Here is a 26,875-nt window from a genome sequence, read left to right as displayed (position 1 = left end):
CATGAACATGACGCACGAACAAGCTGAAGCCCTCCTGTATCCGGACCCCCTGGCCGCCATCATGGTGGCGCTGGTGGTATTCATCGGTGTGTGTGTCGGCAGCTTTGCCGGCCGCTACCTGAAGGGGGACACGAGATACCGCGCCTTCTTCATCCAGCTGGGGCTGCTGGTGGCAACCCTGGCGGTGATGGTGAGCGCGAACCACCTGGTGGTGCTGCTGGTGGCATGGATGGTGAGCAACCTGCTGCTGGTGCGGCTGATGGTGCATAAGACGTGCTGGAGGGCGGCGCGGGCCTCCGGAGTGCTGGCGGCGAAAAACTATACGCTGGGCGCGGTGTGCATGGCGGCCGCTTTTGGACTGCTCTACCAGGCGACGGGTGAAACAAGCATCCAGGCGCTGCTGCACAAGCCGAATGAGTCCAGCCTCATCATTCCTGCACTGGTGCTGCTGCTGGTGGCTGCGATGACGCAGTCGGCCATCTGGCCTTTCCACCGGTGGCTGACGAGCTCGCTGAACTCTCCGACGCCGGTCTCGGCGATCATGCACGCGGGGCTGGTGAACGGGGGCGGGTTTCTGCTGGCGAGGTTTGCGCCGCTCTACCTGAAGCACAGCGGGCTGCTGAGCGTGATCTTTGCGGCTGGAATCATCACCGCGCTGGCGGGGACGCTGTGGAAGCTGATGCAGAGCGATGTGAAGCGGATGCTGGCCTGCTCGACGATGGGGCAGATGGGGTTCATGCTGGCGCAGTGCGGGCTGGGGCTGTTCCCGGCTGCGGTGGCACACCTGGTGTGGCATGGGATGTTCAAAGCCTACCTCTTCCTGGCGAGCGGTGGCGCGGCGCAGGAGAAAAGGCTGGACCCCAACTACCCGCCGAAGTTGCTCAGCCTGATCTGCGCGCTGATCTGCGGTGTGGTGGGCAGCCTGGGATTTGGCTACGCGAGCGGCAAGTCCTGGAGCGCCGGTGACTCGACGCTGGTGCTGATGGTGGCGGCCTTCCTGGCGGCGAGCCAGTTTGCGCTGCCGATGCTGAGGCAGCAGCCGCTGAAGGGGCTGCCGCTGGCGCTGGCGGCGGCGATCTGCGCCGGGCTGGCCTACGGAGGAAGCGTGCACCTGATTGTGGCGCAGATGGAGACGATGGAGCTGATGAAGCCGCAGCCGCTGAACGGGCTGCACATCGCCGGATGCGTGGTGCTGGCAGCGGCCTGGCTGACGATGCTGATGGTGCGCCGCAACAAGACGGACAGCCAAGTCCATGAATGGGCCATCAAATATTATGTCACAGCACTTAATGCCAGCCAGCCACACCCAAGCACCGTGACGACACACCGCAACCACTACCAGTATCAACCGACGATCCAAGGAGCCTAAACCCCTGAACCCACTGAAAGCTGACATGAAAACTGCCACAAAACCACCCCACCCCGCCGAACTGACGAAAGAAGCGTTTGGCAAAATAGCGCCCTTCTGGCCGCTGAAAAACCTGATCGCGGTGAACCCGCTGCAAGGTCTGGAGGACCGGCCGATCGAGGAAGCGCTGAAAGCGGGAGCCGCGAGCTTTCAGCAAGCAGACCTGCCGGAGGAGATGCTGGCGGTGAATCGCGAGACGATCAAATGGCTGCAGGCCTTCTTTGACCAGGGGCAGGCGACGATTGCCATGCCGCTGCGGAGCCAAGGGCTGTATGCAGCCTGGAAGCAGCTGGCGGTGCATGACAGCAAGCTGCATGGCCACAACAAGGACAAGCAGGCAAGGCTGAAGGCTCTGCCCGAGAGCGCGGAAGAGGCGGCGGCCGACTGCCTGAACAGGCTGGGCATCGAGGATGACGAACTGGCGACCTTTGCGACCCTGATGCTGACGACGCTGCCGGGCTGGGCGGCGTATGTGAAATACCGGACCGAATGGGCAGGGCTGGAGGCGGACCATGCGCACCCGGTGACACAGACGGACTATCTGGCTATACGGCTGGTCATCACCAGCCTGCTGTGGCCGGAAGCGCAAGGACTGCTGCAATGGCATGCCAAAGCGCTGAAAAAGGCTGAGAAGGCAGAGAGCCCGCTGGTCAAGATGCAGGCGGCGGAGAAGGGATACCGCAAGCCGCTGCTGGACAAGCTGGCGGCGCAACCAATCAAGCCGGCGCATGCGCCCAAGGCGCAGATGGTGTTCTGCATCGACGTGCGCTCCGAGCCTTTCCGGAGGGCACTGGAGTCCACCGGGGACTACCAGACGCTGGGGTTTGCCGGATTCTTCGGCGTGCCGGTGAAGATCACGGATGCGGTGACCGGTGACACCCATGCCTCGTGCCCGGTGCTGCTGACGCCGAAGCATGAGGTGGTGGAGTCTCCCTGCTGCTGCGGGCATGAAGAACTGCATGCGCAGCGCCAGGGCCATGAGAGGCTGAGCGGATTCAAGCGGCTGTATCAGTCTGTGAAATACACCTTTACCACGCCCTTTGCGCTGGTGGAGGCGATGGGGATGGCGAGCGGTGTGTGGATGGGGCTGCGGAGCCTGGCACCGCATGCTGCGACGAAGCTCAGGACTGCTGCGTCCGGGATGATCCGGAAGCCAGCAGAAGTGGAGCCCTCTCTGGACAGCATCTCAACGGCGGAGCAGTGCGCGTATGCGGAAGGGGCGCTGCGGACGATGGGGCTGACGCACTCCTTTGCGCCGGTGGTGGTCTTCTGCGGGCATGGGAGCACGACGCAGAACAACGCGTATGCCACGGCGCTGGACTGCGGAGCCTGCGGCGGGCGGCATGGGGCGAGCAACGCGCGGATCCTGGCGGGGATCATGAACCGCGCCGAGGTGCGGAGCCATCTGGCGAAGCAGGGGATCGAGATCCCGGAAGGGACGCGCTTCCATGCAGCCGAGCACAACACGACGACGGACGAAGTGACCCTCTTCGGCGATGCCAATGACGCTGCGATCCAGAAGCTGCGGGAGGACCTGGAAAAGGCGCGGCAGATCAACAGCGCCGAGAGGCTGAAGCAGATGAAGGTGAAGAATGGAAACGCGCACCATGCCTGGCTGCGGGCGCAGGACTGGGCGCAGGTCCGGCCTGAATGGGGGCTGGCGAGAAACGCCGCCTTCATCGTGGCGCCACGTGACATCACCGCCGGGGTGAACCTAGAGGGGCGGTGCTTTCTGCACTCCTATGACTACACACAGGACAGCGAGGGGCGGGCGCTGACGGTGATCCTGACGGCACCGATGGTGGTGGCCGAGTGGATCAACACGCAATACCTCTTCTCCACGCTGGACAACGTGGCGTATGGCGGGGGCAGCAAGATCACGAAAAACATCACGGGGAAAATGGGGATCATGCAGGGGAACGCGAGCGACCTGATGACGGGGCTGCCGCTGCAGTCAGTGCATCTTAGCGACGAGGAAGCCTACCATGAGCCGCAAAGGTTGATGGCGGTGGTGTATGCGCCGCGCACGATGCTGGACAGCATCATCCAGGCGCAAGCGGTGCTGCAGAAGCTGTTTGGCAACGGGTGGGTGCAGATGGCCTGCATCGAGCCGGATGACCGCACAACCTACTATCTCAACCGGGATCTGACATGGAAACCCGCCCTGTGACACTGTGCCGGGCCTATGAGGGGAGCTGCATCGTGCTGAGCACGAAGCATGCGAAGTCCGGTGCGCTCTCCGCGCCCTTCTGGAACACCCTGAAGGCGAGCATGATCGAATGTCCGGTGGACACCGATCTGCTGGGCAGCTTTTCGAGCACAGGCTCGCGCGCGGGAAACGCGATCGAGTGTGCGCGGCGCAAGTGTCAGATGTCGCTGAGGCGACTGGGAGAGAAGGTGAAATTTGCCCTGGCGAGTGAAGGCAGCTTTGGGCCGCATCCATTTCTCCCGGGAAGAGCCAGCGATTTTGAAGTGCTGTATTTCATCGACCGAAAGCATGGGTTTCAACTGCATCTCTCGTGCCTGAGTGCGAAAACGAATTTCGCCATGAAGGCCGTGGGATCGATGGAGGAACTGAGGGAGTTTGCGGCGAAGGCGCTGTTTCCGACGCATGGCCTGATCCTGCGTCCGAATCGGAGCGTTGATCCAACGCTGGTGTTCAAGGGGGTGGATTCAGAGGGGGCGCTGGAGTCGGCGTTCCGAGAGTGCGTGAAACATTCCGCCGACCGGAAGGCCTGGGTGGAGACAGACATGCGTGCGATGTTCAACCCCACGCGGATGGAGGTGATTGCGGAGCTGGGGGGCAGGCTGGCGGAGCGGCTGGCTGCGCTGTGCCCGAAATGCCGCACGCCTGGCTGGGGAAGAGTGGAGATGCTGCCGGAGATGGACTATGGTGACTGTGCGGGTGCAGTGGAGACGGGGGGCGCAGAAGTCCACGGGTGTGTGAAGTGCGGGCATGAGGAGCGGATGGGATGGGGAGGCGGAGTGGAGAGGCGTGCGAGGATTTGGTGAGTGTGCGAACGATGGTGGCGGCTGCGGTGGTGCGTGCAGACGCTGCTGGAGAGCGCGGCGTGTGGCGAAAGTGCTGGGTTTGCTTCCCTGTTTGTTTGCGAATCACCCAGGGCGGCGCTCGCGCAGGCTCGCTTTGCCCTGGGCTGCGATAGGCCGCACCTTTGGTGCTGAAGGAAGGCGGGGCCTTGAGGAGACAGTTTTCTAATAGTGTGTGGTATCACAACCCTTTCTCAGCAGGGGGATGCAGAGGAAGCTGTTTGGTGAAATAGAGCTTGGAGTGACCGTGCGAGTCCCAGTCTGGGATGTGGCCGACTTGTTTGAAGCCGTTGGAGAGATAAAACTGCGGGGCCTGGTAGTCCATGGTGTCGACATAGGCGTGTTTGCAACCGCGTTCGTAGGCGAGACGTTCGGCTTCTGCTAGCAGGGCGGCGCCGATGCCTTTGGAGCGGTGTTCGGGATGAACTGACATGATGGAGATGCGCAGCCAGGAGAGCTGGGTTTCGGCGAAGAGGCCGCCGATGACGCGATCATCGCAATGAGTGAGGAGGATGAGGGGCTGCGCAGCGTGTTCCGGTTGTTGAAGCTGCACCATGAACGCAGGATTGACGGCCCAGTTGTGCTCACGCAGCCATTGGCGGACGAGGTCGCAGCCGGGGGCGGAGGCGTCTGATGCGGTGGTGAGGTGCCAGGCGGTGTGGGGATTACTCATGACGACTGGTTCCGATAAACTTGCAGCAGATCTGTGACGAGGATGCCATCGATGCGCATGCCTTCGTAGCAGGCGTCTTCGATGCTCATGTGGGAGCAGTTGGCGTTGCGAATGATGGTGCCGGTGAGGTTGACGTCTTCGAGGTGTGAGGACGAAAGGTTGACGTTCACAAACCGGGCGGCTGAGAGATTGACGTCGTTGAAGATGGCGGAGCTGAGCCGGGTGTTGAGGAACTCGGCGTTGCTTAGGTCGGCGTTTTCAATTTTGGGGGCCATGGCAGTTGAGGTGCTTTGGAGGTGGCGGCGCGGTCTTAGCGCGGCGGAATTTTTTGCAGACGCTGCTGGTAGGCTTGACGTGTGGCGGAGTGCTGGGTTTGCTTTCCGGGCCTGATACGTGAAACCCAGGGCGTTGCCCTGGGCTGCGATAGGCCGCACCTTTGGTGCTTGTGAGATGCGGGTTGTTTATGGCGGGTATTTATTCAGGGTGGTTATACGGGTTGGTTGTGCGGGGTGGGGGAACTGGTGCTGAAGCATGTCAGGCTGCTGTGCGATGGTCGAGGGTGAGGAACCATTCGATGGTGGCGGAGAGGGTGTGGGTGCCGGATTCGTCGTGGAGCTCGACGGTGATACTGATGGTGGCACGGCCTTTGGCGGCGAGGTCGGCGCGGAGCTGGTTGAGTGCTTCGGGCGGGGTGGTGACGGTGGAGGTGAGGGAGCCGTGGGCGGGTTTGCGGAATTTGGATTCAAGGCGGCGGACGACAGGGATGACGCCGGAGTCGGGACCGAAAGCGCGGAGGAGGAACTCGCCGCTGGTGGCTTCCGCAAGTGCGAGCTGGGCGCTGGCGTGGACGGTGCCGAGGTGGTTGAGGTATTGGGGGCCGGAGGGAAGGCGGAGGAGATGAGCAGGGTCCGTGGAGGATTCGAGGCCGAGGAAGCGGTTGAAGGGGAGCTCGGTGACGCTGCTTTCCATGGGGAGTTTACGGTGGTTTACTGTTGTTGACCGTGGTTGACGGTTGTTTGCAGAACTGGGGTGGGAGAGAGCACGGTGACGTCAAAGAGCGATGTGGGTGCGGGCAGGAGTGCCCGCATCACTGATGGTGACAGAGCGGCGGTGCGATGGATCGGAGTGTGCATCGTGCTGACATGCGCGTCATCGCGAGATGATTCGAGGCCGAGGAAGCGGTTGAAGATGAGCTCGGTGACGCTGCTGGTCATGGGGGCGGAGGTGTGAGGAACCTATTGTGGATGCGGCACAGGGTCAGGTGTGTTCTGCGTCATGGGAAAAGTCATGGCCGCACTCGGCACAAAAGCGGGCGGTGGGTGAAGAGGTGTGTCCCTGTGGACACTTGCGCTCGCGATACAACCCCGGCGAATGAATGCTGGAATAGAGGATTGCGAAGGCTGCACCGTAAAATGCCATCCAGTGGCCGGAGAAACCACGCACTTCTGCGAGGTGCGTGGTGCTCTTGCGATCCTGCCCAGCCGTGGAGGCGAAGAACAGGATGAAATTAATAAAAGCATAGCCGGTAAGAACGTAGAATGAGCGGCGCATCCATTCGGGACATCCGGCCAGAGCCACCTTCCAAAGGTCTTTGCGGCTCGCGTGCCGGGTCATCTTAATCGACGCAAGCACCGCAGGGATCCAGACGACAAAAATGCCAAGGTGAAGCAACCAGACTAGACCGCCGCCAGGGATGGGCACTCCTGCCAGCGCCATGACATGCGCCGCGATGCTGAGCGCGAGTCCGCATGCGGCCAGCACCATGAATGGATGAAGAGGGGTTTTCATGAGTGCGTGGATGGAGAAAGAAGGCTCCCGATTTTGGTATTCTGGCGTGAGTGGAGGTGAGCGTCCAGAGGGAAGCTGCGTGGAACACCCTGCAAGGCCGCCCGGATTTTTATTCTTCATCTTATTGAAGATTGATCAAAAGACTGACGCTAACGGAGATCGGATGAATGGTGGAGTCGAAGCCGGGGCGCGATGGAACACAGCTCCTCCGGCGGTGAGGCGGAGAAACGCTGCTGGTGAATGCGGCGCACGAAGAAGGCGCTGGTTTTGCTTTCCTGCCGGCGGCTTGCATACCCAGGGCGGCGCTCGCTTAGGCTCGCTGGCCCTGGGCTTAAATACGGAAGGCCGTTGGCCTTCGACCAGCCATGCCAGTTTATTTTGCGAGTATCAATAGATCTTGGCCGACCGTGCGAGAATCCTCCAGATCCAAAGCACTTCCTGGACAATGACACGTGCGATCACTGCATATCCAACCGCCACCAGCGGGGCGAGGAAGAAACCCAGCATGGGAGTCTCATACGGCTCGTGAAAAACGATGATTGTTGCCAGCCGAAACGACGACCAAATGGCCACCGGCACTGCCGCTCTCATGCAGCACTGCCGCCATGACTTCTCCAGCGGTGCGCCAAACATGAAATTGAGCAGCGCTAGCACGCCTACAACATCTCCTATGGTCAGCAGCACCGCATGCAAAGTCATGGTGGCTTATTCATAGCCTGCAGCGTGCGCTTGTCATGCATGGTGAAGAGGGGGGGATGCGCGAAAGTTTTCCTGCCGGAGTGGAGGGTGGGATATGGGAACGCGGCGTCTCCCGCGAAAGCGGTGTCGGCGATGCAGGCTTGCGCCGTGCATCTCTGCCACCGCAGTCCAAGACGCTGGCGCGTTGCTCGTCGTGTGCGGTTGGCAGAATCGTTTTGTGAGACTGCGGAGCGGCAGGGGGGCTAGCGGCGTGCTGCGGGCGTGGAGGCCTGGGCGGCGGCGAGGCGCTCCCAGGCGGAGTCTGCCCAGAAGAACTGGGAGTAGTAGAGCTTTGAGTAGTCGTAGTGGGCGATGACGCGCTCGACATCAGCGGCTCGGGATTTGAGGATGGTGGTGTCTGGGGCGAGGGTGACGACCCAGGCGGCGGCGGTGGGCTCGCGGACGAACTCGGTTTCTTTGCTGCGACGGGGGGCGACTTTGTGGAACTTTTTCAACTGCAGGTGCGCGAGGTCCTGGGCCTCCTGCTCGGTCTGCTGGGGTTTCCAGTCGGCATTCATGACGCGCCAGTCCATCTCGAAATGGGAGGTGTCGGCGTTGTCGAATTTCTCCGCCATGGGGAGGCTCTTGAAGGCGAGGTCGGCGCTGGCCTGGAGGCCCTGGGCGTAGGCGGCGCGGATGGTGTCATCTTTTTCCATCTCCCAGAGGGCGCGGACTGAGGCGACGCAGGTGCATGAGGTCCAGGTGTGGTAGCGGGCGTATTCGAAGACCATGCCGTGCTGGCAGATCTCGAGGCGGGTGAGGTTTTCTTTGCCGCCGCGCTCAGTGAGAGAGGTGCGGTAGAGCTGGTCCCATTTGGCGTCGCCGGTGACTTGGTGGAGGGCTTTGCAGACGAAGAGGAGTCGGGGAGAGCTATCGAAGCTGAAGCCGCCGAAGCCGCCGCGTTTGCCGAAGGGCTGCTCGGCGGGCATCTGCCATTTCATGGAGACGATGACTTCGGCCGTCTCAACGAGGTGTTTGGCGATGCGCTGTTTTTCTTCTGCGGTGGCGAGGTCGGAGCTCCAGTAGCGCCAGAGGCCGAGGAACCAAGGGAGGGTCTGGTCATTGGAGCCCATGGGGTAGTGGGATTTGCCGTCCTCAGCGACGCCACGACCGACGAAGCCTTTGACGTCGCTGATGGAATTGAGGTGGAGAAGGCCCTGCATGAGTTTGCGGGCCTTGGCGGCGTCTTCCGTGGAGCGGGTGCGCTGCCAGCGGAGGAGGGCGGCGTCCATGTAGAGGCCATTGAACATGGCGCCGTTTTCGATGGGGGCCCACCAGCCGAGGGCGTTGGGCTTGCCTGCGCGGAGTTCTTCAGGGGTGGGGAGGGAGACTTTGCCGTCGAGGTCGGCGAAGTCGATCATGATGCCGAATTTGTCGATGAAGCGACGCCAGATTTCGGTGTGGGCCTGAGCGGCGGCGGTGGCGACGTCTGCGGCATGGAGTGGACGCAGAGCGGATGCGGCGAGAGCGGATGCGATGAAGGTGCGGCGATTCATGTGCTGCATGGTGGATAGGAGCAGGTTTTAACCACTAATCGGACACTAATCTCACACTAATGTCCGGAGGTGTGTGGTTTTGACGATGGAATGATGGGGGGTGTGGGCGGGAGATGTGACGTTTATTTTTGCGGGACTGAGAGGATCTGGGCGTCTTTGAGCAGGCGGGTGCGCAGGGCGGGGTAGCTGACCTGCTGGATGTCCTGGGAGTGATCGAGGGCGATGGAGGCGGCGGTGGCTGCTGACTGGGCGGCGATCATGAAGGTGAACTCGATGCGGTAAGCACCGTAGGCGACGTAGCTGGAGGAGGGGCAGGTGGGGGAGAGGAGATTGGTGCACTCTGAGGTGCGGGGCACGAGTGAGCGATAGGGGATGCCGCAGGGGATCCAGTCTGCTTCTTTTGATTCATTGAAGACGGCGCCTTCATTCCACACGCGTCCATCTTTGACGATGCGGCGGGCATGATGAAGATCCGGCGGCCACCAGATGAGGCCGACGCTGTCTTCCACAGGTTCGGGGTCGTTTTTGCGGACGTGGGCTTCGGTGAGGACGAAGTCGCTGACCATGCGGCGGCCATTGCGGATGTAGAAGATGCGGGGCCAGCCGTCGTTGTCGGTGAATTCGTCTTTGCAGCGGCCCCATGCGGACCAGGTGAGGCGCTGGGCCTCGGGGACGGAGGGATCGTGGGCCATGAACCAGTAAACGCCCTGGATGTAGTCGCGGCTGGTGCGGAGCATGAGCTCGCGATCGGCGTAGGTGGCGATGGGGTAGCGATGATTCCAGCCGGTGAAGTTTCCAGCGAGTGAGTGCCAGGAGCCGGGGTCGGTTTTGCCATTGGGGAGATTGGCACCGGGTGGTGAGATGACGCCGCCTGCGGCGATGTAGCGGCGCTGCAGCTCATAGTGCGCGGGGTCGTATCCGGCGGGCTTTTCAAAGGGGATGCGGTTGGCGGGGTTTTTGGTGAGGCAGAGGCGGAAGGCGTAGCCCTGGATGCTTTCGTCTGCGGTGCCGTGCTGACCGAGGGGAGAATCCTGCACGCCGAAGATGAGGCCGCTGGAGGGGGTGCCGGGGGTGAGGTAGGGATCGATGCGCTTATCCAACTGGCCGTGGCGGGTGTCTGTGCGGATGCCGTTTTTGGTTTCGCCGTATTTGGCATTGCCCTCGCGGCCGACGGTGAAACTGATGCCTGCGAAGGCGAGGAGATCGCCCTCGTAGGTGGCGTCGATGAAGATGCGGGCGCGGATTTCGGCACCGTTTTCACAATGGATGGCGGTGATGCGGGTGCCGGATTTTGCGACGCCGTCTTTTTCTTTGAGACGATGGCCGCGCAGGACGGTGATGCGGGGGGATTCGCGGACCCAGTCGTCGAAAACGGATTCGGCGACGTGGGGCTCGAAGCCCCAGAGGGATGAGTTTTTCAAGCGCTGCTGCACCATGGCGTCGAACTTGGCCTCGCGGTGGTAGCGGGCGCTGATGCGGCGGTAGAACTCGAGGGTGAGGCCGCCGACGGCGGGGCTGTTTTGGAACTCCTTGTGGTTGTCGATGTCGGTACCGCCGAGGCCTTCGACGCTCATGCCGCCGAGGTGCTGGCCTGGCTCGACGAGGATGACGGAGCGGCCCTCTCTGGATGCCTGCACGGCGGCGATGACGCCTGCGCTGGTGCCGCCGTAGATGCAGATGTCTGCCTCGGTGGCGGCGTGGAGCGGCAGTGCCAGAAGTGCGGCGAGGATGAGGGGGCGGCGAGTCATGGATGGACTATGAGAGGCGCGTGGAGGCGGATTTTGGACAGAGGAGAGAGCGGGGGAGGCAGCCAAACTCCTTTGCCATCCGGGCAAAGGAGGGCATAGTAGCAACCTATAACGCGCCGAGTTTTGCAGCGTTGTTTTTTCCGATGCCTCGCGGTGATCAGGTCGTGACCGTGGAAGCAGACCGTGAAAAACCAAGTTGTGAAGCGGTGGGGATGCTGTATTTCCCCAGAAAATGCACCTGTAGCTCAGTGGATAGAGCAGCCGATTTCTAATCGGCCGGTCGCAGGTTCGATCCCTGCCGGGTGCGCCATCAATGCTGGCAATGGGTTATTTTTTCCGATGACGGATCAAGGGCAGTGCATTGCGGTCCAGCGGAGCGGTGCACCAGCGGCTGTTGAACTGAGGCAGGAGCATGACTGCCTGACGCTCCGGAGGATGGGGGGTGACATCGATGGCCAGAGGGCGGACAGGCGGTGGATTGGGCTTTCCGGGGGATGGCTGAGGGCTGATGCCCCAGTTGTTTCCCGCAGGATCTGAGGTGATGGAGGCGTTGGCGGGGAAGTTATTCCAAGCGGTGTTGAAGGACTGGATGATGCGGCCACGCGGATCCGCCCATGCGATGCGCCCGCGCTGAGCCTCCAAACGGAAGTGAAACTGGGGTGTGTTTTCCTCATCTTCCGATATGGCGCTGCAATAGATGACGCGGTATTCCCCAGGAGCGAGCATCAGGGCAGGGGAGCCTGGAGGCAGACCGATGCCGAGGCGGTCCTCAAAAAACTCGCGACCCTGCCCCTGGAAGTGGGTGAGACGCCAGCCGGTGAGATCCACGGGCTTGGACGAGGGGTTGTGGAGTTCGATCCAGTCAGGCGTGTCTCCACGCGGGGTGCGCAGGGTGCCGTCGTTTTTTGGCTGGATCTCCGTGACGACGACGGGTGGTTCGCCAGCGGATGGCATCCAGGCTTCGAAATCCCACGGCGTGCCGTCGGTCCAAGTGCATTTGTCCAAGGATTCTTTGAGCAAGCCGCCTGTCCATACGCTGGAATGGATGCCGTGCTCTTCGAGCAACTGGTGCACCTCCGCGAGTTCGGCGGCGGAGTGAATGCTGGCGAGCTCTGCATCCGGCAGCACCTCGGCCTGCACCTGAGCGCGATGCCATGTCATGCGGGTGTTGAGCAGGGAGAAGGTGTTGTTGAGCGGCACCAGAGTGAAGTTTTGCAGAGGCTGAACTACTGGTGCGGGGGGGATCTTTTGCAGCACCTGCTTGTTCACCTCGTCGAAGAGGTAAATGAGAGCGGCGGTCACGATGATTGTGGTCATCATGGAGATCATGGGCCGCTTTGTGATGGTGCGCTGGATCATGGGCCGGACCATCCGGTCTGCAGCGCGCAGGACGGCCTGACGCATTTCTGTGGCGCTTTGGTAGCGCTCCGCCGGGTTTTCGCGGAGGGCCTTTGTCACGATCTTGTCCAGTCCGGGAGGGCTGCCGGCTTTTTTGGAGGGGGCCTCAAAGACGCCGACCGGGAAGTGGCCGGTGATCATTTCATAGAGAGTGACCCCCAAGCTGAAGATGTCTGCGCGGTGGTCCACGTCATTTCCGAGGCGGCGCTGTTCAGGGGCGGCGTAAACCGGAGTGCCCATGATCATGGAGCTGCGCGTCTGAGTCGTGGTGGTGCCTTCGGCCTTGGCCAGCCTGGCGAGGCCGAAATCCGCCACGCGGACGTTGTCACGACTGTCGATGAGGATGTTGGTGGGCTTGATGTCGCGGTGGATGACGCCGTGGTCATGCGCGAACTGGAGTGCTTCACAGACCTGGGCGATGACCTGGAGCGTGCGCTGCAGGGGAAGCCGGTCTTTTTTCATGATTTCAAGGAGAGAGGTGCCGTCCACATACTCCATGACGATGAAGAGATGGCCTGCTGCATTGCGGCCGAAGTCATAGATCGCGACGACGTGAGGATGCTGCAGCCGCGCCAGCAGGCGTGCCTCGCGGTGGAAGCCATCCACAAAGAGGGTGTCATTGCCGAGGTCTGGGGGCAGAATTTTAACCGCGACACGGCGCTCCAGGGAGTTTTGCAGGGCGGAATAGACCGCGCCCATGCCGCCGCGGTCGAGGAAGCGGAAATCTGTGTAGCCAGGAAAGCATGGCTCTAGCTCCTCGGCGAGCGGCGGTTCCCAATCCGTGGCCTGGCCGGCCAGAACTCCGTCCATGAGGCCCACGGGATTCAGGCCCAGGAGAGGGGACTGGGCGAGTGAAGTGTCGGAGCTGTCACGGGCATCTTGCCCGGGGGAAGGGGCGCTCATCAGCAATGGGACGTGGGAAAAAACATGGTGGATCGGGAGCCGATGCAGGGCTCATGCCAGTAAAAGCATGTCGCGCTGCCAGCACGCCTGATTTACACAAGTAGAATCAAGACTGTGACGGATTATTTTTTTATAACCTTATGTGTCACAGAAGCGTTAGCTTGCTTCTAGTTTACCGGCATGTCGAAGACCTCCCCCACGCATCATGGTGCCTTTCCGGTTACACGCTGGAGCATGGTGCTGGCATTACGTGAAGGGGGGGATCTGCAGGCCGGGCGTCTGGCGCTGGATGAGCTATGCAAGATCTACTGGCGGCCCATTTATTCATACGCACGCTTTCAAGGGCACTCTCCTGCTGATGCAGAGGACCTTACGCAGAGTTTCTTTAGTTTTGTGTTAGAGAAGGCTTTGTTTTCGAGTGCTGATTCGTCGCTTGGGCGCATGAGAAATTATCTGCTAACCGCCTTCAGCCGACACATCAAACACTGGCAGCGGCAGTCCTCTGCGCAGAAGCGTGGCGGAGGGCGGGAGATATTGTCCATCGAGGCCTCGCAAGCGGAGGACGAGCTTTCCATTCAACCGCCGGACCACCGCACGCCCGAGCTGATCTACCAGCGCATGTGCGCCCTGCGGATCATAGAGGCGACTGTGGAGCAGCTGGCCAAGGAGCAGGAAGAGGCGGGAAAAAAAGAGCAGTTTCAACTGCTGCGTGCCCGTCTGGATCCTACTCAGGCGGGATCAGGAAATGATGCGGAGCTGGCGGCGCGGCTGGGGATGACCCATGATGCGGTGCGGCAATCCATTTCAAGATTGAGAAAACGTTTTCGTGAAATCATGAGAGCGATGGTGGCAGGCACGCTGGCCTCGCCCACGGATGAGATGGTGCAGGAGGAGCTGGCGGCTCTGAGAAACGCGCTGGTGAGGCGGGAGTAGAGGCTGCGCCGACAAATCGGCGAGAAAAGCTGTCACAACGCAGCGCCACCGGGCTAGTCACACGGCAAGCAGACGGCGCAAACGCCCCGCGAGCTGACTCCAACACCTATCAAACTACATCATCCACTGAAATGAACTCCATTGCCATCACCACTCTTGGCACCAACATCCTGCGCTTTACCATGCCGCTTGCCGCTTCCTCCAGCGACCTGACCAGCAAGTTCAGCGGCATCATCAACATCCTGAACCTTGTGGGCCTGGTGCTTGCCTTCGGCGGTCTGCTTTTCTCCGCAGTGATGTTCATGATGGGCAACACCGAGCGCGTGCTTTATGGACTGGTGGGCGCCGGCATCGGCGGTCTCGCCTTCATCATCACCAAGGTCATGTTCTCCACGGCTGGCGGATCCAGCGATGTGGATTCCATCGACATGGGTACGAACTAGTTCCGTGGCAATGGAGCTCTCTCCCTGATGCGCCCCGGCGGGGTGCATCAGGGCTGGGAGCCCTTTGCGGCATGACACGCGCACACCATGGAACAGCAAGGCGTCAAACTACATGAGACCAACGAAGGCCGCGACAGCCAGCAGGGCATTGCGGGATTTGAGGGGGCGAACGCCCTGTGGTTCATGCTGGCCTTTGGCATGGCGATGCTGATTTTCCGCAACATGGCGAGCGCACCGGATGCGAACATGTCGATGGCCATACTCGTGTCATCCATTCCGCTGGTGCTGGTCTCCCTGTACTGTTTCGGGCTGAAGCAGGGAAAGCCTCCGTCATACGACGTGGAGCTTTTTGAATGGCTGATCATCAAAGCAGCCAAGGCCCCTTATTTTTCCCCCAGAAAGGTGGAGCCCATCGTGCTGCCCTGGGTGGATGATCCCACCAAAGACCCTCCTCTCTAAGAAGCCTGCCGGATGGCGAAATTCATCAATTCCTACCTCGATGAGGATCTCATCATCTACCGGGGCCTCCAACGTGGCGGCGCGATCGGCAGAGGATACAACGTCGAGATGCCGGACACGGAGAACACAGACGCCTCGTGGCTGATGGCGCTGGAGGACAACCTGCGCGTGCTTTTGCGCATGGTGCGTCCGGAGCTGAGGCTGCAGGTGTCTTGGAGTGTGGACAGCGACTACCGGAAGGAGCTGGAGCGCTACCGCCAGAAGACGGAGGAACTGCCGCAGGACCGGTGGTCCACTAGGCAGCGTGAGGAGCGCTACAACCGGTACGACAAAAAGATCCGCGAGCACAAGCTGCGCCGCGAGCATCTGCAGTTTTATTTCACCTCCCGCATACAGGGCAAGGCGATGGGCGGGGGGCGGCAGTATTACGAAGAGCTGCTGCAGGCTGCGAAGCGCGAGCAGGGAGAGCTGGAGGAGGCGCTGCGCCAGCAGTTTGGCACGCTGGGCGGCCGGGTGATGCCGATGACGGACATGGACCACTTTGAGGCCTTCTACCGTTACTTCAACCCAAGCGCGTTTGAGAACGAGGCGTTGAAGCTGGAGGATCTGTACGATCCGACGAAGACGGTATGCGAGATGTGCTTCAACAGCGAAGCGGCCCCTGTGCGCATGGGCACCTCCACGTTCAAGATGGACGGTTTCTACCAAGGGATCTGTGTGCTGAAGAGCCTGCCCAAGTTTACCTACATCGGGATGATGCGCACGCTGACGCAGCTGGACATCCTGGATTACCAGATCATCACAAACATCGAGGCCGGCGACGTGGAAAAGGACCGCGTGGCGACCGAAGGGAAGGTGGCAAGGCTGGAGCGAGGCAAGATCACGCCCTCTCTCGAAGCCACGCTGCTGAAGCTGCGTACGCGCATCCGCCGACTGAGCACCAACGAGGTGGTGCCATACCGCATGCACCTGATCGTGCGTGTGTGGGACAAGGATGCGGATGTCTGCTCCAGCAAGCTTTCGGCGATCCGCAATTCCATTCTGAAACTCGGCGGAGCCCAGTCGTATGAGCCCACGCTGCCGACCAGCGTGCGCAACTACTGGCAGCTCTGCATGCCGGGCTGGACGTGGGCCAACTACAATGACTTCAAGGTCTATGTCGAGGACGTGAACCTGGCCGACCTGCTCCCCATTTCGAGCACGCCGACAGGGGATCTCGAAGAAGCCGAGGCCATCTACGACGGGCCGCGAGGAGCGCTGGTGGGCACCACCACCTTTGTGGGCAAGGAAGGGGCGATGCGCCCGGAGCACGGCATCATGTTTGGTGCTTCCGGGGCTGGGAAGTCGGTCTTCACCATCGATCTGCTGACGCAGACTGCGCCGTATTACGACTTTACCGCGATCGTGGAGGAAGGGCTGTCCTACAACCTCTTCACACGTCTGTATGGCTGCGAGCCCATCATCGTGCAGCCCAATGGCAACCTGACCTTCAACTACTTCGACACGCGCGGGCTGCCGCTCAGCTCCGACCAGCTGGGTGGTGCCACGGCGGTGGCGCATCTGATGGCCGGGCCGCCGCCTGACATCGACAAAGATCGCATCCGGCAGGCGCTGCTGGCCAAGCAGATCGAGCGTCTGTACATTGACCAGTTTGAAAGCTGGGCGAGCCGCAATGCGCAGGGCCGGGCCGAGGCGGCGCGAAGAGTGGCGGTGGCTGATGAATGGCGTAAAAAGCGGATGCCTGGAGGCACGGTGCTATCCGATGCCTGGATGGATTTTCGCGGCAGCCTGATGGAAGGCGACCCGATGGCCACGGAGCTGGACCGCATGAGCGTGGATCCCGCCATGCTGGAAGACTTTCTGAACAATCCCGGCAACCAGTGGGACCTCATGAGCATGGCGTACACGATCATGAAGCCGGAGGACATGCCGACGCACAGCCAGTTTGTGGAGCTGCTGAATCTCGAAAGCCGGCAGCGCCGCGCGCATGAAGACCTGAGCCTGCTGAGAATGCTGCTGGAGCCCTGGAGCCGGACCGGCCGCTACGGCGCCATCCTAGACGGGGTGAACAATGTGAGCCTGAGCGGAAAGGTGGTCCACTTTGAGCTTTCCTACATTCCCGAGTCTGCCAAGGAGCTGCGCACCGTCGCGGCATTCCTGATCACCAACGACCTGCGCAAAGAGATCATGAGCCGCCCGCGCTCCACCCGCAAGCGTGTCATCCTGGAGGAGCTTTCCGCCTTCCTGGCGATGCCGGACGGAGACCGAATCACGCGCGAGTACTACGAGCGTATGCGCAAGTACTCCTGCTGGGTGTTCTCCATCATCCAGCAGTTCCAGCGCATCAAGGACCACCCGGTGCGCTCTTCCGTGGTGGGGAACTCGCGTGTGATGTACATGCTGAAGCAGCCCGACCAGCGGGATGTGGAGAGCATGAGCGAAGGCTTCCGAATTCCCTCGATCACGAAAAAGCAGGTGACGAGCTTCCCGGATCCTTCAGAGATGAAGTCGGACCCGTTTGGCTCGTTCGTGTACTACCACGAGGCCACGGGGCGTCCGCGAATCGCCATCGGCCGACACTATGCCTCCAAGGAGATGATCCTGGCCTCCGCCACGTCCGGGGAGGCGTTTGAACGCCAGAACGCCGAGCTCAAGAACTATGGCGGCGATGCCTACAAGATGATTCTCAGCCAAGCCAAATCGAAGAAATGAAAACGTCCATCCTCATCCTTCTAGCGGGCCTGTGCTCCGTGCTCCCCGCCTGCTCAAACTCCAGCGGCGGCGTGAACAAGGGGCTCGTCGGAGCCGGCGCAGGGGGGCTTCTCGGAGCCCTCGTGGGAGACCACCTGCTCAAGAGCAACAACAGCAGCTCCTCCACGACGACGGGTGGCGGTGGGGGCACGACCACGAGCAGCAGCAGCTCTGGCGGACTGAGCAGCCATGCGGGGCTCATCTCGGGGGCGGTGGCGGGTTATGCCGCAGGCGCGATCAGCGACTCGATGGCGCAGAACGAGGTGCGGCAGAAGTACCTGGACGGCTATAACAAGGGGCGCAGCGACGCCATCAAGGACCTGTACTGGCTGAAGCGGGATGCCGAACGGCCCAGCGGGGACGGTGGAATCCAGCGCCGCTATTACGAAGTGCCCGTGCCTGAGCATGTGACCACTGACGGCGTGCTGGTGGAGCCGCGCAAGGTCGTCATCGAGGTCGTTGAGTAATTTCATTTTTCGTCACGACAAACACACCCAACACAGCGCCATGAAAACATTCATCTGTTTCGCCCTAGGGCTGTTTTCCCTCAGCCTTGCCGCCCGCGCCCAGTCACCGGTGCAGGAAGTGATCGACAACACGCTGATCCAGCAGACCGTCACGAACACGCAGAACATCATGAGCATGCTGCAGCAGCAGCTGGATGAAGCGCAGAAGCAGACGCAGGCGCTGAACGACCAGCTGACGCGCATGGGGGACCCGGCAGCGGTCAACGTGTCTGTGATGGCGATGATCAAACAGGATGTGGAACAGTCTGCCCAGGCGGCCGCAAACGGGGTCACGCGTGAAGACCGCATTCGCGCAACGACTGGCGCCGAGGCGTTTGGAGACAACGCCTATGGACTGGTGCCTGCAGTGAACCCCACCGTGACCTTTGATGATGGCACGACAGCGGACCGTGACCCCGCTCTTTACAAGCTGCATGGAGCTCTGATCGGAGACATCAACGCACTGGCGCAAAAGTCCCAGGAAACTGACCAGCGGATCACGGAGCTGGAGCAGCAGAAGCTGCCACTGATGGACCAGCTGAGCACGGCGAAGGACGAGGCCACCATCCTGAAAGTGCAGGCGGCGCTGAACCTGATCGACAACCAGATCGCGAGCGCGAAGGCGGACCTGACGAAGAGCAAGCTCGACTACGATGTCCTGAATGAGAAGCTGAAGCTGCAGGCCATGGTGGAGGCCAGGGCCAAAGGAGAGGAGCGCAAGCTGGAGAAGCAGCACACCGCCCAGTCCGGTGGTGCGGCGGGCGGCTCCGGTGGATCATCCCCGTCTTCTTCATCCTCCGGCTCTTCCACGACCACCACCAGTCCGTTCAGCGGTCTTGGCTGGGGCAAGACCACGACACCCTAGTCCTGCTGCTGCGCTGCGCATTCCGACCCCATCCCCCCCGTCCAATCCATGAACCTCATGCCATTTACGCCCATCCTTGCCGCCGGCCAGGGAATGGCCAGCGCCTTTGGTCTGATGGACACGTTTTACAACGACCTGCAGAACACCTGCTCGGACATTTTTGACGTGCTGCAGCTCTTCACCTTCACCCTGGCTTTTCTGGGGCTGCTGATCATGGCGTACAAAGGCATCATGGGAGGAAGTCTTGAAGGCGCCTTCGGGCAGATTGTGACCATGGGCGTGGTGCTCACCATCATGCCCTTCTTTCCTGAGTGGCTGGTGGTGGATGTGCGCACGGCGCTGTCTGACGACCTGCTCAAAGAGCTGGACCTGGACCCTATCGGCCTGTTTGAAAACTTTGGTGACAGCTTTGGTGACCTCGACATCGACACCGATGCGAGCGCGCTGGCCGGGCTCATCATTGATCCGCTTTCCATCATCGACTACATCGCCAACATCATTGCGGCGTTCTGCATGATCGTGATCGGCCTGGTGTGCTATGTGATTTTCTTTTTTGCCTACCAGGTGCAGATCATGGCGCTGTATGTAGGAGCTGCGGCGTCCCCCATTTTCTTCGGGATGTTTTTGTATGACCAGACACAGAAGACTGCGGTGAGCTATTTTACGGGCCTGATCGCAATCTGCTTCTGGCCGCTGGGGTGGGGGATCGGGCTGATGCTGGCGGATGCGCTGCTGACGATCGGCATTGATGTCATCACGGTGTGCTGTGCGACGCTGAACATCATCGGCTTTGGGGTTGGGGTGGAGGTGATAGCCATTTTTGTGCTGGTGGTGGCCGTGGCCATCTGGATCATGTTTGTGCTCTTCAAGGCGCCGGGGCTGATCCAGGCGGCGATCACGTCGGGGGCCCAGATCGGGACGGCTTTTGCGGGGCAGGCTGTCAGCGCCGCCATGGGCGGCATCAGCGCCGGTGGTGCGGTGGCCAGCTCGGTGGCCAGCATGGTTCCTGGCGTGGGCAGCACCGCTTCTTCCGCCATCAGTGGCGCGACGGGTGCGGTCACTGGAGTGGGTAATCAAATCGGCGGCCTCGCCGGGGGCGGTGGCGGAGGAGGGGAGGAATAACTATGAGAGGAGTCGTGGACATTTTTATCTCGAAGGAGAAGCTGGCCTTCTTCTGGTTTTCAGCGGCGTGTGTGTGCCTGGCGCTGACCGCCTGGTATGTGTATGATGTGGCGATCACGAGCCGAGGGAGCATGCTGTATGTGCCGATCGAGGGATCACACGTTTATGTGGACCGAACGATGCAGGATCTGGATCTGGATGAGCTGGTGGACTACCACACGAGGCTGGCCCTGGAGACATTCCTGAACCGTGGACCGAGGGGGCCGCTCACGATGGAAAGGCTCCCGTTTCTTTTTGCGGGGAAAGGGATGGAGCAGGTGCGCAAAGAAATCCAGGACACCAAGTATGACTTTCACAGCCGGCAGATGCACCAGATCATGGAGGTGGGGCAGGTGCGTGTGCAGCACTTTCCCAACGGCGATGCAGAGACGGTGACGCAGGGGCAGATCATCCGTGTGAGCCTGGACCCCGCGAGCAAGGAGGTGGTGAACCAGTCCTTTACCGTGACGGCGCGCCTGAACTGGGAGCGCAATCAGAACCTGCGCGACAGCAGGCGCTTCCCCTTTGTCTGCAACAACATTGAGTATTCCCTCAGCCCCTATTCCAGCTCCGAGTGATGCCGCCCCCACCCATGACAACACCGAAAGAGAGGAAGCGTGGAGTCGTTGACACGCTCGTCACGAGGGATCATACCGCGATCTTCTGGTTTCTTGCAGCCTGCGTGGTGGCCGCGTGCTGCGCCGGATATGTTGTGCTGATGTCTGAAGCCCTGCGCCAGCGGCCGCCGTTTGTGGTGATGGACACTGCAGGAGCGTATTATGTGCCGCCGGGAGAGCTCTATCCGCAGATGAAGCCGATGCATCTGCAGCTGTGTGATGTGCTGGCGGAGACGCTGCTGGAACGGAAGCCCGAGGGGCTGGTGTACGAAGGGCGGCTGAAGCAGCTCTGCTGGGTCAACGAGAAGCATGAGTCTCCTGGGCGCGAACAGATCGACAAGGAGGTGCAGAAGGAGCAGAAGTACTTTCAAACCCAGAAAGTCACGCAGGTGGCCGCGGTGGAGAAGACGGTGATCGCGCAGGCCAACAACACACGCGTGGGGACCATCACCACAGGGATCGTGCGCCGGCGGAGCTTCTTCAGCGGCAAGGAAAAGGAAGAGACGTACCGCTTTACGCTCAAGGTCATCTGGCACCAGAACGCGAAGATGATGAGCAACAAAGGATTTCCCTCCCAGGTGGAGACCCTGGTCAAACTCAGCATGGAGCCCATCAGCGAATCATGAACTTACGCCCTTCCAGCTGGATCCGGCTACTTACTGGCTGCCTACTCTCTGCAGCGCTCACGGCGGTCGCACAGGTGCAGACCGGTCGTGAACTCGTGAGGCTTGATCCCAAAAACCTGGTCCACGACATCGCCATCAACTCGAATGTGGCCACCACGATCACCTTCCCGGAAAAGATCAGCCTGCTGACAGGCTATGGACTCGTGACTGATCCCGCGCAGGTGAACCAGATGACGAGCACGAAGGTGGGGATCGTGCATTATGAGAATGTGATCGGAGACACGCTGGTGGTCCGTCTTGTCAAACCCGGGGAGCCCTGCCACGCCACAGTGCGCACGGCGCGCAACATTTACCTGCTGCGCTTTACGCCATCTGACGAGGCGAACCTGGCGGTGATCGTCTCGCCGCCGGTGCAGACGAACGGAGCCGCGCAGGAGGTGACGCCGGACAAGGTGGTGAACGATCGCATCCAGTACAACGCCGAGGAGCTGGTGGGCATGCTGAGCAAGGTGCGCAACCGCAAGGCGCTACAGCCGCTGAATCCGGGGCTGTTCACCGGCTGGCAGGAGCGCAACGAGCTCTCCATGACGTCCACGCAGAAAGATGTGGTGGCCACGATTTATGAAATCCAGCGGAATCCTGCGAAGGACCTGATGGTCTTCCGCTGCTGGCTGACCAACAACGGTGCGAAGCCCTTTGAGTTTGAACCTGCGGGCACCAAAGTACGCGTGGGCAACCGAAGCTATGACTGCCAGATGGTGGACTGCGCCGACACGGTGGCGCCTGGACAGCGTGTGGCGATGGATGTGGTGCTGCAGGGCGGGCCTGGAGGCAGCCGTGAGGGAGTGTCGATCAACCAAGATTTCCGCATCGAGCTGCCGGAGCCGGGACGGCACCCGCAGCTGCTGCCACCCCTTTCCAGCAATGATGCCGCCGAACTCGATGCCTCCGCCTCCGGCAAATAATCTGCAACCCCCGCAACTGCCATGATGCAACAACTCCAGAAACCGGCTGTGCAGATGATCCTGCTCCTGGTGGTGGTCTCCATCGCCGGGGTGGCATTCTACGTGAGCAAGAAGCCGGCGGAAGCCGTCAATACGCCCAAGGAGGTGCAAAAAGCAAAGGGCAGCACGAATGACAAGGCTGCTGAAAGCAAGCCGGCGAAGGAGTCGTCTCTGGTGGTGGAATCCAAGACGGTGAACCTTGGCGAGAAACGCACGGCGATGGTGGGCAGCGACCAGCAGGTGGAGCGCTTCGTTGTTCCGCCGAAAAAGCCCCCGCCCCCCAGCCTGCTTTCCAGCAACTCGTCTGCGCAGCGCAAAAAGACGGAGAAGCCACCGCCTTTTCCCAAGCTCGTGCATGTGAGCAACAACATCACCGAGCCGTTTGTGCCGACCACGCCACGCCTGTTTGCCCCACGTGGCATTCTCATCAAGGCGGCGCTGGTGATCACGGTGGACTCCTCCTCGCTGCAGACTCCGGTGCTAGCGCTGGTGACCGAGGATGTGTACTGGAACCATCAGCTGATCGTGCCTGCGGGCACCCAGGTGCATGCCAAGGCTGGCAAAGGACGCACGCGAGACCGCATCGAAGTGCATGGTGCGTATACTTTCATCTGGGAAGATGGGCGTGAGTACACGATCAACGGCATCGCGCTGGATCATGAGCGGCTCAGTGACAACACGTATGCGATCACGGACGGCTCTGCCGGCATCAAGGGCATCATTGTGCAAAATGACCAGTATGCGCAGGTGAAGGTCCTGATAGCGGAGGCGCTGCAGGGCATCATGCTCAACAACCGGCAGCAGTTTCAGAGCATCTACGGGCTGGTGCCGCAGAACAACACTGCCAACGCCGCGCTGGGCGGCGGGGCACAGGCGGCGTCTGCGTATTCGAGGCTGCTGACCACGCAGCTCTCCCAGGACATGGATTTTGTCCGAGTGGCAGCGGGCACGCAGTTCTACATTTACACGACGGATGTGTTTGAGCCGGAGATGGCCAGCATCGCGGGTCTGAGGCAGAAGAGCCAGCCGGTCGCAAGCTGGCAGCTGGCCGAGGAGACGTATGCCAAGGCGCAGTCTGAAAACGCCACGGCGGCCCGCAGGGATGCGGAGACTGCGGCTGAGGCAGAGAAAGCCCGCCAGCAGCAGCAGACGGCAGAACAGATCCAGCAGGTGAGAGAGATCATCTCAAGGCCCCCGGAAAGCGGGGCTGCGAGCACTGCAGAAACCCCTTCTTCAACACCCACTCCCAGCAGCAGCAACCCATGAACCGCAAGCATCTCGAAGCCAGAGCCACCTGTGCCGCACTGATCCTCTGCGCCCTTCTTCCGGCGTGCCGGTCCAAAAGCGTGAAGCTTTCGGATGACCCGCTGGTGCGGCCACTAGACCAGCAGGAGCTGGCCTACATCCCCACGTACAGCAAGAATGTGCTGGCAGACTGGCCGAAGGGACGATCGCTGGATCCGCGTGATGTCTCGCGTGTGCGCATGGGAGAGCAGGTGCATGCGTACCACCTGGGGCGCCTGCCGAGCAAAGATCGCAACGAGATGCATGAGGCGCACACGGTTTACCGTGTGGAGCAGCCGCCGCGCTGGGATACGCGGCTGCCTGCCACGCCGATGGATTCGAAAGGGGTGGTGCTGGGCATCATCGACCCTGCACGCAAAGACGTGCCGGACGACACGCGGGTGAAACAGGAGCGAGAGGCGCTGGCCGCCAAGTCTGTGAGCCTGCGCAACACGATGAGCGACCTGGAAAAGCTGCGCGCCGATCTGCTGAAGAAGAAGGGTGAGTTTGAGCAGGCGGAAAAAGATGTGGCCGAGATCAAGGAGTACCTCGAAAAGACCATTCAGGAGCGCAACGCACTCACCACACAGCTCAAGCAGGCCCAGACACGCATCGAAGAACTGGAGGAGTCGGAGCGCCTCCGAATCCGGAGTTCCAACCAAGGGCTTTTCCAGAAGAAGAACTAGCACATGTCCACCACGGTCGATCTTGCCCACATCCAGGGGCTTTCAGGCTTCCTCGAAGAGCGTATCATCGGGCAGGGGCATGTTATCCCCAGGGTGGTGCCCATCGTGCAAAACGGAGAGCTGGGGCTGAGTGATCCCGGGCGACCCAAGGGTACTTTCCTCTTTCTGGGGCCGACGGGGGTGGGCAAGACGGAGACGACGCTGCTGCTGACTGAGTACATCTTTGGCGACGTGCAGAAGCACTGCATTCGCCTGGACATGTCCGAGTACCAGAACCAGGAGTCGCTGCAGCTGTTGCTGGGCCAGAATGAGACGAGCCGGGGCAACATCGGGCGCTTTTATGATCGTGCCGAGGGGCGGGGATTTCTGCTGTTTGACGAAATCGAAAAAGCGCACCCGCGTGTGCTCGACATCTTTCTGCAGGTGCTGGATGCGGGGCGAATCACGGTGGCCAGCGGTGAGACGCTGAACTTGTGCAACTTCTACATTGTGGCCACGTCCAACATCGGTGCGGATGCGCTGATGGAGCTGAAAAACAGCCCGATGGCGACAGTGGAGCGGTTCATCGAGGATCTCGCGGCCGCAGAGCTGCGACCTGAAGTGCTGGCGCGCTTCAACGTGCGCTGTGTCTTTCAGAAGCTCGGCTATGACTCGCAGAAGCGAATCGCCACCATCATGCTCAACAAGGAGCTGAAACTGCTGCGCACGAAAGGCTATGACCTGAAGGCCGGAGAAGGCGTGCTGGAGATCATGGTGGCGAATGGCGTGGAGCCGCGCCTGGGAGTGAGGCGCATGCGCACGACGGTGGAGACCTTTTGCCGCGAAGCCCTTCGCAACGCCCTGCTCGCAGGACAGAAAACCAACGGAACCCTCGTAGCCCAGCATGGACGCCTGGTCATCCATTCTTGAATACAGCCGCAGCCACCGCACTGAGCTGCGGAGGTATGGCTTTGCGATGCTGTTTATGGCGGGGGCGCTGTACACCGGGCGCAACGCTGCGGCGGCGGCCGGCTTTCTGGCGATCCCCGGGATCTATGCGTACAACCGCTGGGGCGAAGCGTGGCGCCGACGCGGAGAAGAGATGTTTAAACCCAAGCCCAGATCATGAAGCAGTTTTTTCTCATTCTTTGTGCCTTCGTGCTGGCCGGCTGCGCGACGCCACCGGCCTACCTCACGGATGGAGATGCGCTGCCTCCGGGCACGAGCATCCACTTCTGGGTGTATCACGACAAACACGGATGGGTGCAGTCCAACATCCACATCACCAACCTGCCGCGCGAAATGACTGGCAAAGAAGTGCGGCTGTGGGCCGAGGGCGTGGGCAGGCGCGACGCCGGGAAGCTGTGGACGCACTACTATGTGGTGGCTGATCTGCCGCCCGGGCATGCGATGGGTCCGGTGCGGGTCTCGCAAGTCCACACGTTTGGCAAGCAGCCGCTCGATGTCTCCCCCTGAATTCAATCCTCAATCCACCAACGTTTATGCCTGAAGAACAAGAAGAAGCTGGAATCGGAGAGTCCCTGGGAAAGGGAGTTGGCTCTCAAGTAGGTGGTGCTGCGGGCAAGGCCGTGGGCACAGCCGGGGGCAAGGCTGTTGGCAGCGCTGTGGGCGGTGCCATTGGCTCTGTGGTACCCGTGGTGGGAAATGCTGTGGGCTCTGCGGTGGGACAGCAGGTGGGCGGCCAGATCGGGGGGCAGATCGGAAATCAAGTCGGCTCGCAGATCGGTGGTCAGGTGGGTGGTGCCGTAGGCGGCGCAGCTGACCAGGCGGTGGGCGGTGCGGCGAACAGCCTTGGCGGAGCCTTGGGTGGTGGCGGAGGCGCAGGCGGCCTGCTGGGCGGCCTGGGTGGAGCTGGGGGTGGAGACATGCTGAGCGGCGTGACGAGCCTGGCGGGTGGTCTTGGCGGAGCTGGTGGTGGAGACATGCTGGGCGGTGTGACGAGCCTGGCGGGTGGCTTGGGAGGTGGTGGTGCGGGGGGCATGCTCGGAGGTCTCGGTGGAGGTGGTGGTGCGGGCGGAGAGGAGCAGGGCATGGCTGAAGGCATTGGCTCCAGCATCGGAGGCACCGCGGGCAAGGCTGTGGGCACTGCGGGTGGCAAGGCTATCGGCGGAGCCATTGGCTCGGCCATCCCCGTCGTGGGCACCGCCATAGGGCAGCAGATTGGCGGACAGATCGGGGGCCAGATCGGCCAGCAGGTTGGTTCGGAAGTCGGGGGGGCCGTGGGAAAAGGTGTGGATCAAGGCATTAAAACCGTGCGCATGTCCCTTGCGGAGGAAGGCTACCAACTTGGTGGAGGCCCAGGCAAGGGGCTGGGAATGGGCAAGGGCATGAAGATGTAAG

General features: G+C 61.3%; 28 protein-coding genes and 1 tRNA gene. 20 read left to right on the top strand and 9 right to left on the bottom strand.

All coding sequences use genetic code 11. From position 1 onward, the window contains the following. The first annotated feature begins 7 nt into the window (after positions 1 to 7). From HNQ65_RS09740 to HNQ65_RS09730, 3 genes are read left to right on the top strand one after another with little or no spacing between them, the layout of a single operon-like run. Positions 8 to 1,369, top strand: coding sequence for a proton-conducting transporter transmembrane domain-containing protein (locus HNQ65_RS09740; protein WP_184339331.1), 1,362 nt, complete (start codon positions 8 to 10; stop codon positions 1,367 to 1,369). Between the two features lie 25 nt (positions 1,370 to 1,394). Further along, positions 1,395 to 3,578, top strand: coding sequence for a DUF2309 domain-containing protein (locus tag HNQ65_RS09735; protein WP_184339330.1), 2,184 nt, complete (start codon positions 1,395 to 1,397; stop codon positions 3,576 to 3,578). Further along, positions 3,560 to 4,420, top strand: coding sequence for a DUF6671 family protein (locus tag HNQ65_RS09730; protein ID WP_184339329.1), 861 nt, complete (start codon positions 3,560 to 3,562; stop codon positions 4,418 to 4,420). Before HNQ65_RS09735 ends, HNQ65_RS09730 begins: the two co-directional genes overlap by 19 nt. Positions 4,421 to 4,637: 217 nt before the next feature. On the opposite strand, the gene HNQ65_RS09725 is transcribed toward HNQ65_RS09730, so the two are convergent. The 8 genes from HNQ65_RS09725 to HNQ65_RS09690 all read right to left on the bottom strand — a co-directional run bounded on the left by HNQ65_RS09725 (position 4,638) and on the right by HNQ65_RS09690 (position 10,899). Beyond that, positions 4,638 to 5,129, bottom strand: a complete 492-nt coding sequence (locus HNQ65_RS09725) for a GNAT family N-acetyltransferase (RefSeq protein ID WP_184339328.1) — start codon at positions 5,127 to 5,129, stop codon at positions 4,638 to 4,640. Continuing rightward, entirely contained in the window at positions 5,126 to 5,404 is a 279-nt protein-coding gene (locus HNQ65_RS09720; RefSeq protein WP_184339327.1) for a pentapeptide repeat-containing protein, read from the bottom strand. The genes HNQ65_RS09725 and HNQ65_RS09720 overlap by 4 nt, the downstream gene beginning before the upstream one ends. Positions 5,405 to 5,663: 259 nt before the next feature. After that, positions 5,664 to 6,098 (bottom strand): DUF4442 domain-containing protein, encoded by a 435-nt coding sequence (locus HNQ65_RS09715; protein WP_184339326.1) that lies wholly within the window; start codon positions 6,096 to 6,098, stop codon positions 5,664 to 5,666. Positions 6,099 to 6,115: 17 nt separating this feature from the next. Further along, entirely contained in the window at positions 6,116 to 6,343 is a 228-nt protein-coding gene (locus HNQ65_RS09710; protein WP_184339325.1) for a hypothetical protein, read from the bottom strand. Between the two features lie 43 nt (positions 6,344 to 6,386). Further along, on the bottom strand, positions 6,387 to 6,917 hold the full coding sequence (locus tag HNQ65_RS09705; protein ID WP_184339324.1) for a hypothetical protein: 531 nt from the start codon (positions 6,915 to 6,917) through the stop codon (positions 6,387 to 6,389). 387 nt (positions 6,918 to 7,304) lie between these two features. Continuing rightward, a complete protein-coding gene (locus HNQ65_RS09700; protein ID WP_184339323.1) occupies positions 7,305 to 7,616 on the bottom strand; it encodes a hypothetical protein in 312 nt (103 codons plus the stop codon). Between the two features lie 242 nt (positions 7,617 to 7,858). Further along, entirely contained in the window at positions 7,859 to 9,151 is a 1,293-nt protein-coding gene (locus tag HNQ65_RS09695) for a hypothetical protein (RefSeq protein WP_184339322.1), read from the bottom strand. Between the two features lie 122 nt (positions 9,152 to 9,273). Then, positions 9,274 to 10,899, bottom strand: a complete 1,626-nt coding sequence (locus HNQ65_RS09690; protein ID WP_184339321.1) for an FAD-dependent oxidoreductase — start codon at positions 10,897 to 10,899, stop codon at positions 9,274 to 9,276. A 234-nt stretch (positions 10,900 to 11,133) separates the two neighbouring features. Here HNQ65_RS09690 and HNQ65_RS09685 point away from each other — a divergent pair. Beyond that, positions 11,134 to 11,209: transfer RNA gene (locus HNQ65_RS09685), tRNA-Arg, on the top strand. Between the two features lie 17 nt (positions 11,210 to 11,226). Here HNQ65_RS09685 and HNQ65_RS09680 read toward each other — a convergent pair. Then, positions 11,227 to 13,200, bottom strand: a complete 1,974-nt coding sequence (locus tag HNQ65_RS09680; protein ID WP_184339320.1) for a protein kinase domain-containing protein — start codon at positions 13,198 to 13,200, stop codon at positions 11,227 to 11,229. Between the two features lie 180 nt (positions 13,201 to 13,380). Between HNQ65_RS09680 and HNQ65_RS09675 the strand changes: the two genes are divergently transcribed. From HNQ65_RS09675 to HNQ65_RS26815, 16 genes are all read left to right on the top strand, one after another. Further along, entirely contained in the window at positions 13,381 to 14,133 is a 753-nt protein-coding gene (locus HNQ65_RS09675; RefSeq protein WP_184339319.1) for an RNA polymerase sigma factor, read from the top strand. A gap of 131 nt (positions 14,134 to 14,264) precedes the next feature. Continuing rightward, entirely contained in the window at positions 14,265 to 14,576 is a 312-nt protein-coding gene (locus HNQ65_RS09670; protein WP_184339318.1) for a hypothetical protein, read from the top strand. Positions 14,577 to 14,663: 87 nt separating this feature from the next. Then, positions 14,664 to 15,035: a hypothetical protein gene (locus tag HNQ65_RS09665; RefSeq protein WP_184339317.1), complete on the top strand. Its 372-nt coding sequence runs from the start codon at positions 14,664 to 14,666 to the stop codon at positions 15,033 to 15,035. A 12-nt stretch (positions 15,036 to 15,047) separates the two neighbouring features. Beyond that, positions 15,048 to 17,747, top strand: a complete 2,700-nt coding sequence (locus tag HNQ65_RS09660) for a TraG/VirB4 family ATPase (protein WP_184339316.1) — start codon at positions 15,048 to 15,050, stop codon at positions 17,745 to 17,747. Beyond that, on the top strand, positions 17,744 to 18,253 hold the full coding sequence (locus HNQ65_RS09655; protein ID WP_184339315.1) for a hypothetical protein: 510 nt from the start codon (positions 17,744 to 17,746) through the stop codon (positions 18,251 to 18,253). The genes HNQ65_RS09660 and HNQ65_RS09655 overlap by 4 nt, the downstream gene beginning before the upstream one ends. A gap of 40 nt (positions 18,254 to 18,293) precedes the next feature. Then, the gene (locus HNQ65_RS09650; protein ID WP_184339314.1) at positions 18,294 to 19,157 is read left to right on the top strand and encodes a hypothetical protein; all 864 of its coding nucleotides are present in this window, start codon (positions 18,294 to 18,296) and stop codon (positions 19,155 to 19,157) included. A gap of 57 nt (positions 19,158 to 19,214) precedes the next feature. Then, positions 19,215 to 20,279 (top strand): hypothetical protein, encoded by a 1,065-nt coding sequence (locus HNQ65_RS09645; RefSeq protein WP_184339313.1) that lies wholly within the window; start codon positions 19,215 to 19,217, stop codon positions 20,277 to 20,279. A 14-nt stretch (positions 20,280 to 20,293) separates the two neighbouring features. Beyond that, complete coding sequence (locus HNQ65_RS09640; protein ID WP_184339312.1) at positions 20,294 to 20,896, top strand: hypothetical protein; 603 nt, start codon at positions 20,294 to 20,296, stop codon at positions 20,894 to 20,896. A 14-nt stretch (positions 20,897 to 20,910) separates the two neighbouring features. Then, positions 20,911 to 21,561: a hypothetical protein gene (locus tag HNQ65_RS09635; protein WP_184339311.1), complete on the top strand. Its 651-nt coding sequence runs from the start codon at positions 20,911 to 20,913 to the stop codon at positions 21,559 to 21,561. Next, positions 21,558 to 22,526 (top strand): hypothetical protein, encoded by a 969-nt coding sequence (locus tag HNQ65_RS09630; protein ID WP_184339310.1) that lies wholly within the window; start codon positions 21,558 to 21,560, stop codon positions 22,524 to 22,526. The genes HNQ65_RS09635 and HNQ65_RS09630 overlap by 4 nt, the downstream gene beginning before the upstream one ends. Positions 22,527 to 22,547: 21 nt before the next feature. After that, positions 22,548 to 23,831, top strand: coding sequence for a TrbI/VirB10 family protein (locus HNQ65_RS09625; RefSeq protein WP_184339309.1), 1,284 nt, complete (start codon positions 22,548 to 22,550; stop codon positions 23,829 to 23,831). Then, positions 23,828 to 24,535, top strand: a complete 708-nt coding sequence (locus HNQ65_RS09620) for a hypothetical protein (RefSeq protein WP_184339308.1) — start codon at positions 23,828 to 23,830, stop codon at positions 24,533 to 24,535. The genes HNQ65_RS09625 and HNQ65_RS09620 overlap by 4 nt, the downstream gene beginning before the upstream one ends. Before the next feature lie 3 nt (positions 24,536 to 24,538). Further along, a complete protein-coding gene (locus HNQ65_RS09615) occupies positions 24,539 to 25,444 on the top strand; it encodes an AAA family ATPase (RefSeq protein ID WP_184339307.1) in 906 nt (301 codons plus the stop codon). Next, positions 25,419 to 25,643, top strand: a complete 225-nt coding sequence (locus tag HNQ65_RS09610; RefSeq protein ID WP_184339306.1) for a hypothetical protein — start codon at positions 25,419 to 25,421, stop codon at positions 25,641 to 25,643. The genes HNQ65_RS09615 and HNQ65_RS09610 overlap by 26 nt, the downstream gene beginning before the upstream one ends. Then, the gene (locus tag HNQ65_RS09605) at positions 25,640 to 25,990 is read left to right on the top strand and encodes a hypothetical protein (RefSeq protein WP_184339305.1); all 351 of its coding nucleotides are present in this window, start codon (positions 25,640 to 25,642) and stop codon (positions 25,988 to 25,990) included. Before HNQ65_RS09610 ends, HNQ65_RS09605 begins: the two co-directional genes overlap by 4 nt. Positions 25,991 to 26,016: 26 nt before the next feature. Next, positions 26,017 to 26,874, top strand: a complete 858-nt coding sequence (locus tag HNQ65_RS26815; RefSeq protein WP_184339304.1) for a hypothetical protein — start codon at positions 26,017 to 26,019, stop codon at positions 26,872 to 26,874. Position 26,875 lies beyond the last annotated feature (1 nt).

The organism is Prosthecobacter vanneervenii (assembly GCF_014203095.1).
Lineage (GTDB): Bacteria > Verrucomicrobiota > Verrucomicrobiia > Verrucomicrobiales > Verrucomicrobiaceae > Prosthecobacter > Prosthecobacter vanneervenii.
This window is presented reverse-complemented; position numbering and strand designations above follow the sequence as displayed.